A 15,296-nucleotide genomic window follows, 5' to 3' on the forward strand; every position below is an offset into this window, starting at 1 on the left:
ATCGTCGCACCACAGACCAGGAGATCCTTCGCATGACCATCACCGAGCCCACCGTCGACGTCACCGCACCGATCGAGCACACCAAGCTGCTGATCGACGGTGAGTTCGTCGACTCCCTCGACGGCAGCACGTTCGACACCATCAACCCGTCCAACGGCGAGGTCATCACCCAGGTGGCCCTGGGCTCCGCGGCGGACGTCGACCGCGCGGTCGCCGCCGCGCGGCAGGCGTTCGACCACGGACCGTGGCCGCGCATGAAGCCGAGCGAGCGCGCGGCCGCCCTGTGGCGCCTGGGTGACCTGCTGCTCGCGGACGCCGCGGAGATGGGACGCATCGAGACCCTGGACCAGGGCAAGCCGTACTCGCTCGCCACCGCCGGTGACGTCCCGTCCGCGGCCGGCCTGTTCCACTACATGTCGGGGTTCGCGACCAAGCTCGAGGGCTCCGTCATCCCGATCTCGGCCCCCGGTGAGTACCACACCTACACGCGCCGCGAGGCGCTCGGCGTGGTGGGGCTCATCGTGCCGTGGAACTTCCCGCTGGTGATCACCTCCTGGAAGATGGCGCCCGCTCTCGCCGCGGGCAACACGGTGGTGCTCAAGCCGGCCGAGGCGACGCCGCTGTCGGCGCTGCGGCTGGGACAGCTCTGCCTCGAGGCGGGCATCCCGCCGGGCGTGGTCAACGTCGTCAACGGCTACGGCCCGACCGTCGGGCAGCGGCTGGCCGAGCACCCGCTCGTCGACAAGGTGTCGTTCACCGGGTCGACCGCGACGGGCCGCCGGATCCTCGACGCTGCCAAGGGGAACCTCAAGCGGGTCACGCTCGAGCTCGGCGGCAAGAGCGCCAACATCATCTTCCCCGACGCCGACATCGAGGCCGCCATCGCGGGCTCGTCGGCCGGCATCTTCTTCAACGCCGGACAGGCCTGCGCTGCTGCCTCCCGGCTCTACGTCCACGACGACGTGTACGACGAGGTCGTGGCCGGCATGGCGGAGAAGGCCCGGCAGATCAAGGTGGGCGACGGGTTCGACCCGCAGACCGAGATCGGCCCGGTCGCCAGCCTCGAGCACTTCGAGCGGGTCAGCGGCTACCTCGACGTGGGCAAGAACGAGGGCGAGGTCGTCACCGGCGGCGCCCGGATCGGCGAGAAGGGCTACTTCATCGAGCCCACCATCTTCGCGGGCGCTGCGCCGGACGCGCGCATCGTCAAGGAGGAGATCTTCGGCCCGGTCGTCGTCGCCAACCGCTTCAAGGACATCGAGGAGGTCGTCGCCCAGGCCAACGACACCCGGTACGGCCTCGCGTCGGGGGTGTGGACCAAGGACATCGCGACGGCGCACCGGACGGCCGCCCGTCTCCAGGCAGGCACCGTGTGGGTCAACTCCTACGGCGTCTTCGACCCGTCGATGCCCTTCGGTGGCATGAAGGAGTCCGGCTGGGGACGCGAGATGGGCCATGACGTCATGCACGACTACACCGACGTCAAGACCGTCTGCGTGAGGATCGATGGCTGAGACGTTCCGTCTCGACGGAGTCTCGCCCATCGACAGGAGCAACCTGACGCTGGCCGACCGGGTCGAGGCCCGGTTGCGCGAGCAGATCGTGCAAGGGGAGCGGCCCACGGGGTCGCGGCTGAACGAGGTCGAGATCGCAGCGGACCTCGGTGTCAGCCGCGGCCCGGTCCGCGAGGCGTTGCAGCGCCTCGCCCACGCCGGGCTGGTCACGCTGGAGTCGCACCGCGGGGCGTTCGTGCGGAGGCTGGACCTGGGCGAGGTCCGCGAGCTGTTCGAGGTCCGCATCGCGCTGGAGTGCCACGCAGCCGAGCTGGCCGCCGAGCGGATCAGCGATGCGGGGCTCGAGGAGCTGGTGCGGCTCCAGGAGGCCTCCATGTCGGAGATGTCGCAAGGGCCGACGCCGACGCCGTTCGACCATCTCGACCTGCACACGCTGATCGTCCGCGAGTCCGGCAACGGGCGGCTCCAGCAAGCGGTGGCGCAGGTCAACGTCGAGCTGCGGCTCCCGCGGTCGCGCTCCGGTGCCACGGGCGCCCGGGCCAGGGAGGCCGTGGACGAGCACCGTGAGCTCATCGCGCACCTCACGGCCCGTGATGCGGAAGGTGCCCGGTCCGCCATGCGGCGGCACCTCACGGCCTCGCTCCACAACACGATGCAGCTGCTCCAGGTGGCCGAGGGTCACGACTCGGAAGAGGGTTCACGATGACTCAGACGATCTTCACGCCGTGGAAGCTCGGCTCGATCGAGCTGGCGAACCGGGTCGTGATGGCTCCGATGACGCGCAACCGCGCGGACGTCGAGGGCGTCCTGCCCGACTACGCGATCGACTACTACCGCCAGCGCGCGGGGGCCGGGCTGATCGTGAGCGAGGCCACCCAGCCGAGCGTGCAGGGCCAGGGGTACCCGGGCACCCCCGGGATCCACACCGACGCACAGCAGGCCCAGTGGGCGCGGGTCACGGACGCCGTGCACGAGGCCGGCGGTCGGATCTACATCCAGCTGATGCACACCGGACGGGTCGGGCACCCCAGCGTCAGGCCGGTCGCGACCCCTCAGCTGGCGCCGAGCGCGGTGCGCCCGGACCTCGAGGTCGAGACGATCGACCGGTCCGTGGTGGAGCCCGTGCCCGAGCCGCGAGCGATGACGCTCGACGAGATCGCGCAGACCATCGAGGACCACGCGCAAGCCGCTGCACGCGCGATCGCGGCGGGTGCGGACGGGATCGAGCTGCACGGCGCCAACGGCTACCTGCTCCACCAGTTCCTGTCGCCGGGCACCAACCATCGCACCGACCGGTACGGCGGCAGTCCGGAGAACCGGGCGCGCTTCGTCGTCGAGGTCGCCCGGGCCTGCGCCGAGCGGATCGGGGCCGACCGCGTCGGGCTCCGCATCTCGCCCGGGGGGCAGTTCAACGACATGAAGGACCGCGGCAACGAGGACACGTACCTCGCGCTGGTCGACGAGCTCGCGGGCGACCGGCTCTCGTACCTGCACACGCTCCGGGGCCGGACGTCGACGCTCCACGAGGAGCTCCGGCGGCGGTGGCCGACCAGCTACGTCATCAACACCGGCTACCTCGGTTCCAGCGAGCTGGACGAGGTCGCGCCGATCGTGGAGTCGGGGGCGTCGGACCTCGTCAGCGTCGGCCGGTTGTTCATCTCCAACCCTGACCTCGTCGAGCGCTGGCGTCGCGGGATCGAGCGCGCCGAGTGGGACGAGGACACGTTCTACACCGGTGCCGACCGCGGCTACATCGACTACCCGAGCATCAGCTCGTCCTGCTGAAAGGAAGTGCGGCAATGGTGGATCTGAAGGGCAAGGTGGCCGTCGTGACCGGAGGCGCTTCCGGCATCGGCGCCTCGACGGTCGAGGTGCTGCGGGACGCGGGCGCGACGGTGGTGGCGTGGGACCTCCATGACGCTCCCGGCGTCGTCGGCGCCGACATCCGTGACCTCTCCTCGGTCCAGAAGGCGGCCGACGCGGCTGTCGCCGAGCACGGGAAGGTCGACATCCTGGTCAATTGCGCGGGCGTGATCACCCCCAACCTGCCCGCCCACGAGGTGGACCCAGGGGACTTCCGGAAGACGTACGACGTCAACGTGGTGGGCTCCTTCAATTGCGCCAAGGCGCTGTTCCCGACGCTGAAGGCGACCGGCGCGGGCGCGATCGTCAACGTCGCCTCGCAGGCCGCCCTGGTGAGCCTGCCGGACCAGTCGGCCTACTCGGCGTCGAAGGGCGCCGTCGCCGCGCTGACGCGCTCGCTCGCGATCGACTGGGCGGCGGACAACGTGCGCGTCAACGCGGTCTGCCCGGGGTTCACACTGACCCCGATGGCGAAGCAGCAGATGACCCCGGAGCTCGACGCGGCGGTGTCGCGGCGGGTCCCGCTCGGCCGGATGTTCGAGCCCGAGGAGATCGGCCGCACCATCGCGTTCCTGGCCTCACCGTGGGCGTCCGCCGTCACCGGCGTCGTCATGGCCGTCGACGGCGGCTGGACCGCCGGCGAGCCGGCCCTGCCGATGGGCGGTGACGCATGAGCCGGCGGTTCGACGGCAAGGTCGCCTGGGTCTCGGGTGCGAGCTCGGGCATCGGCCGCGGCGCCGCCGAGCGGCTCGCCGCGGAGGGCGCCAAGGTGGTCCTGCTCGGCCGCGACAAGGAGCGGCTGGCCGAGGCCGCGGCCGCGGCCGGGAACGGCGCCGTGACGGCCGCGTTCGACGTCGCGTCGCAGCCTGAGGTCGACGCCAACGTCCCGGGACTGCTCGAGGAGCACGGCGCCCCGGACGTCGTCGTGCACGCGGCCGGCATCACCGTCGTCGGGGCGCTCGACGCCCTGACCCCCGAGGAGTGGCACCGCCAGATGGACGTCAACCTGACGAGCATCTACCTGCTGAACCGGCTGACCTGGCCGGCGATGACCGCCCGCGGCGGGGCGATCGTGACCCTGGCCTCCACTGCGTCCTTCGCCGGTTTCCCGCAGGACGCGGCGTACGTCGCGTCGAAGGGCGCCGTCCTGGCGATGACCAAGGCGATGGCGCTCGACGGTGCCCCGCACGGCATCCGGGTCAACGCGGTGTGCCCCGGGTTCATCCTGACGCCGAACCTCCAAGGCTACTTCGACGCGCAGGACGATCCCGACGCGGCGGCGGCCGGCGCCGCAGCTGCCGCACCGATCGGCCGGATGGGGTCCCCCGCGGACGTGGCGGCTGCGATCGCCTACCTGGCGTCCGACGACGCGTCGTTCGTGACCGGCACCTCGGTCCTGGTCGACGGCGGGCTGTTGGCGAAGGTTCCCACGGCATGAGCGGCGTCGACGTCGACGTGGTCGTGGTCGGTGCCGGGGGCGGCGGCCTCACCGCCGCCCTCGCCGCCTCCGACGCCGGGGCCTCCGTGGTCGTGCTCGAGAAGCTGGAGAACCCCGGCGGCAACACCGCCCTCTCCACGGGGTCGATCCCCGCGGCGGGCTCACGCTTCCAGCGGGAGGCCGGGGTCGAGGACGACCCCGAGCGGATGACCGCCGATCTGCTCCGGCAGAGCGGCCCCCACGAGGCGGAGCACCTCACCCGTCGGCTTGCCGAGACGTCGGCCTCGCTGGTCGAGTGGCTGGTGGACGACCACGGGGTCGCCCTGTCGCTGATCACCGACTACAAGCACGTCGGCCACTCGGTGACCCGGCTGCACGCTCCGCGCTCGCGGCGCGGCATCGACCTGAGCAACGACCTGGTCGCCGCCTGCAAACGCGCGGGAGTCGACGTGGTGACCGGCAACCCCGTGGTCGAGCTGGTCGTGGAGGACGGGGCCGTCGTCGGCGTCGTCGTCGACGGGCCCCGAAGCGGGCGCTACGAGATCCGTTCGAAGGCGGTCGTCCTCGCTGCCAACGGCTACGCCGCGAACCGGGAGCTGCTGGCGCAGTGGGCTCCCGAGCTCGTCGGGCTCGAGTACTTCGGCGCGCACGGCTCGACCGGTGAGGCCATCGAGTGGGGGGTCGCCCTCGGTGGCCGGCTGTGCAACCAGGCGGCGTACCAGGGCTACGCCGCCGTCGCCTACCCCCACGGCTCGATCCTGTCGTGGACCACGCAGGAGAAGGGTGGCGTGATCGTCGACGCGACCGGGTCACGGCTCGGTGACGAGATCGTGGGCTACTCCGGCTTCGCCACCGAGGTGCTCAAGGGCACTGCGCCGATCTGGGCCGTCTACGACGCCCGGATCCGTGACATCACGCTGCGCGAGGACGAGTTCGCCGACCTGGTCGAGATGGGCGGAGCACGCGAGTGCGCCACGGTCGAGGAGCTCGCCTCGGTGACCGGCGCTCCGGTGGACGCCCTGCGCGCCACCCTCGACGCGTACGCCGCGGCGGCGCGGGGTGACCGTCCCGACGCGTTCGGGCGCACCGACTTCGGCATCGCCCCCCTGGAGCCGCCGTACGTCGCCTCGCGCGTCACCCCCGGGCTGTTCCACACCCAGGGCGGGCTCGACGTCGACCTCGACGGCCGGGTGCTCACCGAGGGCGGGGCGACGGTGCCGGGGCTCTTCGCCGTCGGCGGGGTCGCTGCCGGCGTCAGCGGGCACCACGGTGGTCGGGGCTACTCCTCCGGCAACGGGTTGCTCACGGCCGTGGGACTCGGCCGCTTGGCGGGAGCAGCGGCGGCCGCGTCATGACCCAGCGGGCCGACCTGCCGGTCGAGCGGTGGCAGCAGTGGCGGGCGAGGCTCACCACGCGGATCTCCGACGTCGACCCGACGGCGCTGCTGGCTGACGGGCCGGTCCGGCGCAAGGCGGCGCTCGTGGTGGTGGACGACCTGGCCGCGATGGTCGCCGGTCACGCCCACCCCGAGATCCGCACGCTCGTGGACGGCGCGGTGGCGCGCGGGGGTGCCGCGGAGGCCAGCCTGCTGTCGGGCGTCCGGGTGGCGCGCGAGCAGGCCGCGGCGATCAACGCCGCCGCGGCGGCGTGGGACGAGCTCGACGAGGGATACCGCCCTGCGACGTGTCACGGCGGTCTCTACACGGTGCCGGCGGTCACTGCCGAGGCGGAGGCGACCGGCCGTTCCGTCGCGGAGGTGCTCAGCGCGACCGTCGTAGGCTACGAGGTCGTGACCGCCTTCGCGCGCGTCCTCCCACCGCCACGCCCGCTCGTCCTGCACCCGCACGCGACCCTCTCTCCGATCGGGGCCGCAGCGGGGCTGACCTGGCTCCGCACGCGCGACGCCGAGGCCGTGCTCCGCGCGGCGGACGTCGCCGCGACGATGTCGATGGCGGGACCCTTCGGCCACGCCGTCACCGGTGCCCAGGTCCGCAACGGGTGGCCGGCTGCAGGAGCCGTCCTCGGGTTCATGGCAGCCGACTTCGCCGTCGCCGGGCTCGGCGGCGAGCCTTCCAGCGCCTGGGACACCTTCGCGACCGGCTACGGCCACCAGATCTCGGATGGCGAGCTGGACCGCGCCTTCGACTCGTGGGCGATCCTGGACGGCTACCACAAGGTCTACGCCGCCTGTCAGTACACGCACTCGGCGCTCGAGGCGTCCCTCGAGCTGAGCACGAGGGCGCTGGCCGGCCGGTCGACCGACGAGGTGGACGAGGTCGTCGTCGCGACGCACCCGCTGGCGTACCCGCTCGACAACCGCGCCCCGGACACAGCGCTCGCCGGCAAGTTCTCGCTCCCGCACGTGGTCGCCGCCGTCCTCTCCACCGGTCGCACCGATCCCTCCGTGTTCGACGCTCCGCTGCTCGACGAGCCCGCCCTCGCCCGGGTGCGCGAGCGGGTCCGGCTGGAGCCGTTCGAGCCACTGCCCGCAGCACCGCACGACCGCCCCGCGCGGGTGACGCTCCGACTCGCCGACGGCACCACGCACGAGGCCACCTGCCTCAGCGCAGTCGGGGGCCCCGACCGGCCTCTCGACGAGTCGCAGGTGCTCGACAAGGTCGCGGCGTTGACGAGCACCGCGGCGCCGGGATTCGAGCAGGTCGCACGCTCGCTGGTGCTGGAGCCGGCCGTACCCACCTCCGGCTGGGGCGAGCTGCTGACCGAGGCGCTGCGATGACCGGCCGCTCCCTCAGCCGTGAGCTCGTCGAGCGGGCAACCGGGGTGCACCGGAAGCTGCCCGACGAGGTGCTGGCCGCCGCCCGGCTCCACCTGCTCGACGCGCTCGGTGTGGGGGTGGCCGGCGCCGCCCGTGGGCCGCTACGCGAGCTGCCCCGGATTGCGGCCGGTCACCCGGGCGGTCGCTCGACGGTCCTGGGCATTGGCACCACCACGACCGCGCCCGTCGCGGCCCTCGTCAACGGCTCGCTGATCCACTCGCTCGAGTACGACGACACCCACGTCGCGTCGGTGATGCACGGCAGCAGCACCGTGGCCGCCGCTGCGCTGGCGGTCGCGCAGGAGGTCGACGCCGACGGCGCCGACCTGCTCTCGGCCTTCACCCTGGGGTGGGAGCTCCTGGTCCGCATGGGGCTGGCCAGCCCCGGCACGCTGCAGGCCCGCGGCTTCCAGACGACGTCGGCCGCAGGTCCCTTCGCCGCTGCGCTCGTCTCGGGGCTGCTCCACGAGGACCCGCAGGACACCCTCGTCGAGGCGCTGGGGATCGCCGGCAGCCAGCCCGGCGGCACGTTCGCCTTCCTCGAGGCCGGCGACACCGTCAAGGCAGGGCAGCCCGGTTGGGCAGCGCACTCGGGACTCTGGGCGGCTGAGCTGGCCCGCGGCGGCATGACCGGCCCCGAAGGCGTGCTGGAAGGGAAGTACGGCTTCTTCCAGCTGTACGCCGGTGATGCCGGTGCTCCCGACCGGCTCCGCGTGGAGCTGTCGGACCTGGGGGAGCGGTGGCACCTCACCGACGCCGCTTTCAAGCTGATCCCCTGCTGCCACTTCATCCACCCGTTCGTCGAGGCGCTGGGCAACGCCCTCGACACCGGGATCGCGCCCGACGAGGTCGCGTCCGTCCACTGCCACGTCCCCCGCGGCGCCGCGCCGATCATCGCCGACCCGTGGCCGGCACGGCAGCGTCCCGCCACCCCGCACGACGTGCGGTGGAGCCTGCCGTACGTCCTCGCCGCGCGCGTGGTCGACGGCGAGGTCGGCCTCGCTCTCTTCGACGAGCCCATCGGTGGTGACCGGCTGGACCTGGCGCTGCGGGTCACCCACGAGCTCTGGGACGACTCCGGCTTCCCAGCGGTGTTCCCCGCACGGCTGTCGGTCACCACGCATGACGGTCGCACGGTCGAGGCCTCGGTCGACGACGTGCTCGGCGGAGCGGGTCGGCCGGTCGCTCCCGAGGCGGTCGTGGCGAAGGCGCGCAGCAACTTCAGCGTCGGCGGACTGGCGCCCGAGGTGGTCGACCGTCTGGTCGCCGAGGTCGTCGAGACGGAGAGCCCCGACGTGAACCGTCTCGCGGGCTTGCTCCGGCGCGGCTGAGCACCCGGGGACGCGCCGGCAGTACGCGAGCCGTGCCGTCCAGGGAACAGATCCGCCGATCCTTGTGTTCTCAACCTTCGTGCGTCCGACCGCGGCGCCAGGAGAGGACGCACCGTGACCGTCGCACCGCCCGCACCGGAGCTCACCGAGCCGGTGGCTCCGACGCGCCCCTGGCGGGTGGTGCTGTTGCTGGGGAGCCTGATCGCGCTCGGACCGCTGAGCATCGACCTCTACCTGCCGGCCCTTCCCGAGCTCACCGACGACCTCGACGCGAGCCCGTCCGCCGTGCAGCTCACGCTCACCGGCATCCTCGTCGGCCTCGGCGTGGGCCAGCTCCTCATCGGCCCGCTCACCGACGTCTACGGCCGGCGCCGCCCGCTGCTCATCGGGATCACGCTCAGCGTCGTCGCCTCGCTGCTCTGCGCGGTGGCGCCGTCGATCCTCGTGCTCGACGTGCTCCGGGTCCTGCAGGGCATCGGGGCAGCCGCCGCGGCCGTGGTCGCGATGGCCGTCGTGCGTGACCTCTTCACCGGCCGCGCCGCCGCGGCGGTCATCTCCCGGCTCGTGATGGTGATGGGGCTGGCACCAGTGCTCGCTCCCTCGTTGGGCAGCGCGGTCCTCGAGGTCGGCTCCTGGCGGACGATGTTCCTCGTCCTCGCCGGGCTCGGTGTGGTCCTCGCCGTGGTCGCCGCGGTCGGGCTCAAGGAGACCCTGCCCGCCGAGCGCCGGGCCGCGCCCGGCGTCCGCTCGACGCTCCAGGGGTACGGCGTGCTCCTGCGCGACCCGTCGCTCGTCGGCTACATGGCGATCGCGAGCCTGACGATGGCCGCGGTCTTCGCCTATGTGTCGGGCGCCTCCTTCGTCCTCCAGGACGGCTTCGGCGTCGACTCGCGGACCTTCGCGCTGCTGTTCGGCGTCGGCGCTGTCGGCCTGATCGTCTCCTCGCAGCTCAACGTGGCGCTGCTGCGGCGGTTCCGCCCCGAGACGATCCTGACCGCGGCGCTGACGGTGGCCGCGCTCGGCGGCGCGGTGCTGCTCTTCGACGCCGTCACCGGCACCGGCGGGCTGCTCGGCATCGTGGTGCCGATCTGGCTGGTGCTGGCCACCGTGGCGCTCTGCGGCCCCAACGCCACCGCGCTCGCCCTCGCCCCGCACGGGCAGCGTGCCGGCGCGGCCGCGGCCCTGCTCGGCGCCGCGCAGTTCGCGGTCGGGGCGGCGATCGCCCCGCTCACCGGGCTCGGCGAGGCGGGCTCCGCGGTGCCGATGGCCGCGACCATCTCCGGCGCGCTCCTGCTCGCCGCGGTCCTGGTCCGGCTGGTGTTGCGGCCGAGGCCTTCCGTCGTCACCGCCTGACCGATCCCCGGGTCGGGGAGCGCTCCTTGACACCCCTCCGAATCAGTGCGCATGATTATCACTGACTGGAAGGGGATGCCATGTGCACTCACACGCCTCCTTGCCCTCCTCCGGAGGACAGCCACTGCTGCCGCGCGCGCCTGGTCGCCGACCACTCCGAGCAGGGGTGGTGCCGGCTCTGCAACGGCGTGATCGTCTTCGACGACGGCCTCTACCTCGCGCCGGACGGCCAGGTGCAGCCGGTGCAGCTCGCCGTCTGAGCCCTGCAGCCGGCGGACCACCGGCACTCCCACCTGCCCGCACGACGAGAGGGACCACCCTCCATGAACAACGACAGGATCGTCGTCCTCGACGGCGCCCGCACCCCGATCGGCAGCTTCGGCGGGGTCTTCAAGGACGTCCCCGGCCACGTGCTCGGTGCCACTGCCGCCCGTGCGGCACTCGACCGCGCGGGCGTCGAGGGCCGCCTCATCCGTGAGGTCGTGATGGGGTGCATCGGCCAGGTGGGGCCCGACGCCTACAACGCCCGCCGGGTGGCAGTCACCGCGGGGCTGCCGACCGACGTGCCGGCGTACACCGTGAACCGGCTGTGCGGGTCCGGGCTGCAGGCGGTCTGGTCGGCGGCGATGGAGATGCGCTGGAACGACCTGGACTTCGCCCTCGCCGGCGGCGACGAGTCGATGACTCGCATGCCGTTCTACGACTTCGGCGCGCGCAACGGCTACCGCCTCGGCAACCGCGAGCTCGCCGACGGCACCGTGCTGATGCTCACCGACCCCTTCCACGGCGTCCACATGGGCATCACCGCGGAGAACGTCGCGAGCAAGTACGGCGTCTCGCGCGCCGAGCAGGACGAGTTCGCCGCCGAGTCCCAGCGCCGCGCGGCCACCCCCGAGGCGAAGGCGGCGTTCGCGGAGGAGGTCGTGCCGGTCGAGGTCGGTGGCCGCAGGCCGCACACCGTCACCGAGGACGAGCACCCCAAGCCGGGCACCACGGTCGAGACGCTCGCCCAGCTGCGGCCGGCCTTCCAGGCGGACGGCACGGTGACCGCAGGCAACGCCTCGGGGATCAACGACGGCGCCGCGGCGCTGGTACTCGCGCGGGAGAGCGCCGCCGCCGAGCGCGGTCTCACCGGCCTGGTCTCGCTGGAGGCGGTTGCCACCGCCGCGATGGAGCCAGAGCTGATGGGGTACGCCCCGACGCTGGCCCTTCGGTCGCTCTTCGCGCAGACAGGCACCTCGCCGTCCGACATCGGCGTCATCGAGCTCAACGAGGCGTTCGCCTCCCAGGCGGTCGCGGTGATCCGCGACGCCGGACTCGACCCCGAGCAGGTCAACCCCTACGGCGGCGCGATCGCCCTCGGCCACCCGGTCGGCGCCACCGGCGCCAACTTGACCCTCCGCATCGCGAAGGACATGCACCGCCGCGACCTCGAGCTCGGCATCGTCACCATGTGCATCGGTGGCGGACAAGCCCTGGCCGCGCTGTTCCGGAGGATCTGACGTGGGGGACCAGGAGCAACCGGTGCACATCATCGGCATCGGCACCACGCCGCTCGACCGTCAGCCGCTCGGCTCCGACGAGGAGCTGGTGGTCGCGGCGACGCGCGCCGCGCTCGCCGACGCCGGCGTCGACGTGGCCCGGCTGACCGGGCTCAACGTCCAGAGCCACCACGAGCCGGGCCCGGACGTGGGCCGGATCGTCCGCGAGCTCGCGGCGCCCTCCGTCCGGTGGGCGCCGCCCGGTGGCATCGGGGTCCCGGGGCTCGCGGCCGCCGCGCGCGCCGCCGTCGACGGGCGGGCGGACGTGATCGTGGTCTGCAAGGTGATGAACACCGCGACCGCGGTCAACCAGCCCGACGTCGACCCCGCGACGCGCCTGGTCTCCGGTCGCTTCCAGTACGAGCTGCCCTACGGGCTCGGCTACACCGTGCAGCGGGCCGCGCTCGTCCAGCGTCGCTGGATGGCGAGCCGCGGGGTGACCGCCGAGCAGCTGGGCACCCTGTGCTCGGTGCAGCGCGACCACGCGCTGCTCAACGACAACGCAGTGTTCTCCAAGCCGTTGACGGTGGAGGAGTACCTCGCGAGCCGCACCATCTGCGACCCGATGCGGCTCTTCGACTGCGACATGCCGGTCAACGGCGCGTACGCCTACGTCGTGACCTCCGACCCGACGCTCGTGCAGCCCGGCCGCGCGGTCCGCCTGCTCGCCCACACGGAGGGCCAGCCCGACGACATGCCGCACATCCGCCAGGACGACTACCTGGGGATCCACCCGCGCGTCGCGCGGCTCTACGGGAAGCTCGGCATCGACGCCGGCGACCTGTCGGCCCTCATGCTCTACGACGGCTTCTCCTACCTCGCCGCCCAGTGGCTCGAACGGCTCGGCGTCGTGGCGCCGGAGGCGGTGGGTGAGTTCATCGGCGACCGGACCAACCTGCGGTACGACGGGCCGGCGCCGCTCAACACCCACGGGGGGCAGCTCTCCGAAGGACGCATGCACGGCGCCGGGCACCTGATCGAGGCCGTCCGTCAGCTACGCGGCGACGCCGGGGTCCGCCAGGTGGCCGACCCCCGGCTCGTCGCCGTCACCACCGCGTTCCCGTCGACCGGTGCCGTCGCGATCCTGGGAGCCACCCGATGACGACCCTTCCGCAGGACGACCGCTCGCCGCTGCCGCACGTGGACGACGCCTCCGCCCCGCACTGGGACGGGCTGGCGCGAGGCGTGCTCACGCTGCGCCGCTGCACCGTCTGCCGGGCCCTCAACCACCCGGCCGCCGAGGAGTGCCGGGTCTGCGAGAACATCCCGCTGGAGTGGGTGGACATCGGCCGCGAGGTGCGGCTCTACTCCTGGACGGTCGAGGTCCGCCCGGTGGTGCAGGGGATGCGGCCGCCGTACGTGGTGGGGCAGGTGACGCCCGCCGAGTGCGAGGACGGCGACGTGCGCCTGGTCGGCACCCTGCTGGCCGACCCGGAGCGGCTCGAGCTGGGGATGCCGCTGCTGCTCCAGCCCGTCATGGCGCCCGGGTCGGAGCGTCACCTGGCGGTGTACGTCCCGGCCTGACCGGCGGCGGTCGCCGGTGAGCGGCGTACGGCCGTGGGGGAGGCGACGGCGACCAGCGCGGGGTAGTCGTGGGTGCTCAGCTCCACGGCGTTGCCCCACGGGTCCTCGCAGTAGCTGATCCGCCGCCCGCCCGGCAGCGGGAAGACCGGCGTGCGGGTCCTGCCGCCGAGCGCCTCGAGCCGCTCGCGGGCGTGGTCGATGTCGTCGACGGTGACCGCGAGGTGCGAGACCCCGACGCGCCAGAACTCGAGGTGCGGCGGGAGCGGGACCGGCTCCGGGCTGGGGAACTCGAACAGCTCGAGCCCGACCCCGGTCGAGTCCAGGAGGTGGGCGAGGCGCATGCCGCCCCAGACCTCACCGAAGATGGTGCGGCGGCGGCCGGTCGCCACCGGGTCCGAGGCGTCCACGGTGTCCGGGCCGCCGACCAGCTCCATCCCACACACCTCGGCGTAGAAGCGGACCGCGTGGTCGAGGTCGAGCACCGTGAGGCCGACGTGGTTCAGGGGCATGGGTGCTCCTCCGGTGTCCGCCCGGAGCCGGGCTCTTGACGGTGTGACATGATTTATAGTAATCGTATGTAAAGATTGCGCTTGGCGCTCGTGTCGAGAGCGGCCGGCTTCGGGACTGAGGAGTGCTCATGGGCAAGATGGACGGGAAAGTCGCCTTCGTCACCGGCGCCGCGCGCGGGCAGGGGAGGGCCCACGCCGTCGCGTTCGCCCGGGAGGGCGCCGACGTGGCGGTGCTCGACATCTGCGCGCCGGTCGAGTCGGTGCAGTACGAGATGCCGACCAAGCACGACCTCGACGAGACGGTCCGGCTGATCGAGGCCGAGGGGCGGCGTGCCGTCCCGATCGTCGCCGACGTCCGGGACTGGGACGCGATGCAGGCCGCCGTCGCGCAGACGCTCGAGGAACTCGGCCGGATCGACGTGGTGATCGCGAACGCGGGCATCCTCCCGGCCACCGGCGAGCCCTCGCTCAAGATGAAGGCCTGGCACGAGGCCGTGGACATCCTCCTGACCGGCGTCTTCCACACGCTCAAGGCGACGATGACGCCGATGATCGAGGCCGGCAACGGTGGCTCGATGATCATCACCAGCTCGACGTCGGGGCTGTTCGCCATCGCGTTCGACGTCGAGATGCTCAACCCCGGCGAGATGGGGTACGCCGCTGCCAAGACCGGCGTGGTCGGGCTGATGCGCAACTTCGCCAAGGCCCTCGGCCCGCACGGCATCCGGGTGAACACCGTCCACCCCATGGGGGTGCGCACGCCGATGCTCAGCGGCGACTACTTCAAGGAGATCATGGACCGGGCTCCGGCCGGCTGGTGCGCCAACGCGCTCGGCTACGACCTGATCGAGCCCGAGGACGTCGCCAACACCATGGTGTGGCTCGCCTCCGACGACTCCCGCGCCATCACCGGCTCGACGATCGCCTGCGACGGTGGCCAGCTGGTGATGTGACGTGCAGGTCACCCGAGGGCGCACGGACGAGTCGGCCGTGCCGGGCACGCACTACGCCCCGCACACCGGGGACGTGCACCTCGACTCCGTGCTCGCCGCCGACGGACTCTTCGTCAACGACGCCTACTACGCGGCGTGCGCGCGGACGCACTGGCACCGGCACAGCGGCGGTCAGCTGATCCTGGTCAGGTCCGGGGTCGGCGTCGTCGCGACCCGGTCCGGGGAGGTGGCGGTGGTCCGGGTGGGGGACGTCGTCCACGCCGCACCCGGCGAGGAGCACTGGCACGGCGCCGCCCCGGACTGCTTCGTCACCTACACCTCGGTCTCGCTGGGCTCGACCGACACGCTCGAGGAAGTGCCGGGCGAGGAGTACGACGGCGTGTGGGGCTGAGTTGGAGTACGTGCGGCTCCGGAGGACCGGCCTCGAGGTGTCCCGCGTCGCGCTGGGGTGCATGAGCTTCGGCGACCCGGCGCGGGGACTCAACAGCTGGTCG

The 15,296-nt window shown here is 72.6% G+C and carries 16 protein-coding genes; 15 read left to right on the plus strand and 1 reads right to left on the minus strand.

Annotation, left to right across the window (positions count from 1 at the left end):
* Nucleotides 1-32: 32 nt before the first annotated feature.
* The 13 genes from FIP57_RS12540 (at nucleotide 33) to FIP57_RS12600 (ending at nucleotide 13,340) form a co-directional block, all read left to right on the plus strand.
* On the plus strand, nucleotides 33-1,514 hold the full coding sequence (locus FIP57_RS12540) for an aldehyde dehydrogenase family protein (RefSeq protein WP_148573803.1): 1,482 nt from the start codon (nucleotides 33-35) through the stop codon (nucleotides 1,512-1,514).
* Entirely contained in the window at nucleotides 1,507-2,220 is a 714-nt protein-coding gene (locus tag FIP57_RS12545; RefSeq protein ID WP_148573804.1) for a GntR family transcriptional regulator, read from the plus strand. The genes FIP57_RS12540 and FIP57_RS12545 overlap by 8 nt, the downstream gene beginning before the upstream one ends.
* Nucleotides 2,217-3,299: an alkene reductase gene (locus FIP57_RS12550; protein ID WP_148573805.1), complete on the plus strand. Its 1,083-nt coding sequence runs from the start codon at nucleotides 2,217-2,219 to the stop codon at nucleotides 3,297-3,299. The genes FIP57_RS12545 and FIP57_RS12550 overlap by 4 nt, the downstream gene beginning before the upstream one ends.
* A 14-nt stretch (nucleotides 3,300-3,313) precedes the next feature.
* Nucleotides 3,314-4,051, plus strand: a complete 738-nt coding sequence (locus tag FIP57_RS12555; protein WP_148573806.1) for an SDR family NAD(P)-dependent oxidoreductase — start codon at nucleotides 3,314-3,316, stop codon at nucleotides 4,049-4,051.
* Nucleotides 4,048-4,815 carry an SDR family NAD(P)-dependent oxidoreductase gene (locus FIP57_RS12560; protein WP_148573807.1) on the plus strand — a complete coding sequence of 256 codons (768 nt, stop codon included), beginning with the start codon at nucleotides 4,048-4,050 and terminating at the stop codon, nucleotides 4,813-4,815. Before FIP57_RS12555 ends, FIP57_RS12560 begins: the two co-directional genes overlap by 4 nt.
* Complete coding sequence (locus FIP57_RS12565) at nucleotides 4,812-6,170, plus strand: FAD-dependent oxidoreductase (protein ID WP_148573808.1); 1,359 nt, start codon at nucleotides 4,812-4,814, stop codon at nucleotides 6,168-6,170. The genes FIP57_RS12560 and FIP57_RS12565 overlap by 4 nt, the downstream gene beginning before the upstream one ends.
* Nucleotides 6,167-7,552, plus strand: coding sequence for an MmgE/PrpD family protein (locus tag FIP57_RS12570; protein WP_148573809.1), 1,386 nt, complete (start codon nucleotides 6,167-6,169; stop codon nucleotides 7,550-7,552). Before FIP57_RS12565 ends, FIP57_RS12570 begins: the two co-directional genes overlap by 4 nt.
* Nucleotides 7,549-8,922 (plus strand): MmgE/PrpD family protein, encoded by a 1,374-nt coding sequence (locus FIP57_RS12575; protein ID WP_148573810.1) that lies wholly within the window; start codon nucleotides 7,549-7,551, stop codon nucleotides 8,920-8,922. The genes FIP57_RS12570 and FIP57_RS12575 overlap by 4 nt, the downstream gene beginning before the upstream one ends.
* Before the next feature lie 114 nt (nucleotides 8,923-9,036).
* The gene (locus FIP57_RS12580; protein ID WP_203231195.1) at nucleotides 9,037-10,275 is read left to right on the plus strand and encodes a multidrug effflux MFS transporter; all 1,239 of its coding nucleotides are present in this window, start codon (nucleotides 9,037-9,039) and stop codon (nucleotides 10,273-10,275) included.
* Nucleotides 10,276-10,355: 80 nt separating this feature from the next.
* A complete protein-coding gene (locus FIP57_RS12585) occupies nucleotides 10,356-10,535 on the plus strand; it encodes a DUF5999 family protein (protein ID WP_148573811.1) in 180 nt (59 codons plus the stop codon).
* A gap of 63 nt (nucleotides 10,536-10,598) precedes the next feature.
* Nucleotides 10,599-11,777, plus strand: a complete 1,179-nt coding sequence (locus tag FIP57_RS12590) for a thiolase family protein (protein WP_148573812.1) — start codon at nucleotides 10,599-10,601, stop codon at nucleotides 11,775-11,777.
* Between the two features lies 1 nt (nucleotide 11,778).
* Complete coding sequence (locus FIP57_RS12595; RefSeq protein ID WP_148573813.1) at nucleotides 11,779-12,918, plus strand: thiolase family protein; 1,140 nt, start codon at nucleotides 11,779-11,781, stop codon at nucleotides 12,916-12,918.
* The gene (locus tag FIP57_RS12600; RefSeq protein WP_148573814.1) at nucleotides 12,915-13,340 is read left to right on the plus strand and encodes a Zn-ribbon domain-containing OB-fold protein; all 426 of its coding nucleotides are present in this window, start codon (nucleotides 12,915-12,917) and stop codon (nucleotides 13,338-13,340) included. Before FIP57_RS12595 ends, FIP57_RS12600 begins: the two co-directional genes overlap by 4 nt.
* Here the strand turns inward: FIP57_RS12600 and FIP57_RS12605 are convergent.
* Nucleotides 13,313-13,849 carry a VOC family protein gene (locus FIP57_RS12605; protein ID WP_148573815.1) on the minus strand — a complete coding sequence of 179 codons (537 nt, stop codon included), beginning with the start codon at nucleotides 13,847-13,849 and terminating at the stop codon, nucleotides 13,313-13,315. The two genes, FIP57_RS12600 and FIP57_RS12605, sit on opposite strands and share 28 nt — an antisense overlap.
* Nucleotides 13,850-13,977: 128 nt before the next feature.
* On the opposite strand from FIP57_RS12605, the gene FIP57_RS12610 reads away from it, so the two are divergent.
* Nucleotides 13,978-14,802, plus strand: a complete 825-nt coding sequence (locus FIP57_RS12610; RefSeq protein WP_148573816.1) for a mycofactocin-coupled SDR family oxidoreductase — start codon at nucleotides 13,978-13,980, stop codon at nucleotides 14,800-14,802.
* A 1-nt stretch (nucleotide 14,803) separates the two neighbouring features.
* Nucleotides 14,804-15,193 carry a cupin domain-containing protein gene (locus FIP57_RS12615; protein ID WP_148573817.1) on the plus strand — a complete coding sequence of 130 codons (390 nt, stop codon included), beginning with the start codon at nucleotides 14,804-14,806 and terminating at the stop codon, nucleotides 15,191-15,193.
* Nucleotides 15,194-15,296: the final 103 nt, after the last annotated feature.

Source organism: Nocardioides caldifontis, from assembly GCF_008087345.1.
GTDB lineage: Bacteria > Actinomycetota > Actinomycetes > Propionibacteriales > Nocardioidaceae > Marmoricola_A > Marmoricola_A caldifontis.

What these genes read in the sequence shown, in the direction of transcription:
- FIP57_RS12540 (WP_148573803.1), top strand. Translation starts at nt 33, where the DNA reads ATGACCATCACCGAGCCCACCGTCGACGTCACCGCACCGATCGAGCAC.
- FIP57_RS12555 (WP_148573806.1), top strand. Translation starts at nt 3,314, where the DNA reads ATGGTGGATCTGAAGGGCAAGGTGGCCGTCGTGACCGGAGGCGCTTCC.
- FIP57_RS12600 (WP_148573814.1), top strand. Translation starts at nt 12,915, where the DNA reads ATGACGACCCTTCCGCAGGACGACCGCTCGCCGCTGCCGCACGTGGAC.
- FIP57_RS12575 (WP_148573810.1), top strand. Translation starts at nt 7,549, where the DNA reads ATGACCGGCCGCTCCCTCAGCCGTGAGCTCGTCGAGCGGGCAACCGGG.
- FIP57_RS12605 (WP_148573815.1), bottom strand. Translation starts at nt 13,849, where the DNA reads ATGCCCCTGAACCACGTCGGCCTCACGGTGCTCGACCTCGACCACGCG.
- FIP57_RS12590 (WP_148573812.1), top strand. Translation starts at nt 10,599, where the DNA reads ATGAACAACGACAGGATCGTCGTCCTCGACGGCGCCCGCACCCCGATC.
- FIP57_RS12565 (WP_148573808.1), top strand. Translation starts at nt 4,812, where the DNA reads ATGAGCGGCGTCGACGTCGACGTGGTCGTGGTCGGTGCCGGGGGCGGC.
- FIP57_RS12570 (WP_148573809.1), top strand. Translation starts at nt 6,167, where the DNA reads ATGACCCAGCGGGCCGACCTGCCGGTCGAGCGGTGGCAGCAGTGGCGG.
- FIP57_RS12610 (WP_148573816.1), top strand. Translation starts at nt 13,978, where the DNA reads ATGGGCAAGATGGACGGGAAAGTCGCCTTCGTCACCGGCGCCGCGCGC.
- FIP57_RS12545 (WP_148573804.1), top strand. Translation starts at nt 1,507, where the DNA reads ATGGCTGAGACGTTCCGTCTCGACGGAGTCTCGCCCATCGACAGGAGC.
- FIP57_RS12560 (WP_148573807.1), top strand. Translation starts at nt 4,048, where the DNA reads ATGAGCCGGCGGTTCGACGGCAAGGTCGCCTGGGTCTCGGGTGCGAGC.
- FIP57_RS12550 (WP_148573805.1), top strand. Translation starts at nt 2,217, where the DNA reads ATGACTCAGACGATCTTCACGCCGTGGAAGCTCGGCTCGATCGAGCTG.
- FIP57_RS12585 (WP_148573811.1), top strand. Translation starts at nt 10,356, where the DNA reads ATGTGCACTCACACGCCTCCTTGCCCTCCTCCGGAGGACAGCCACTGC.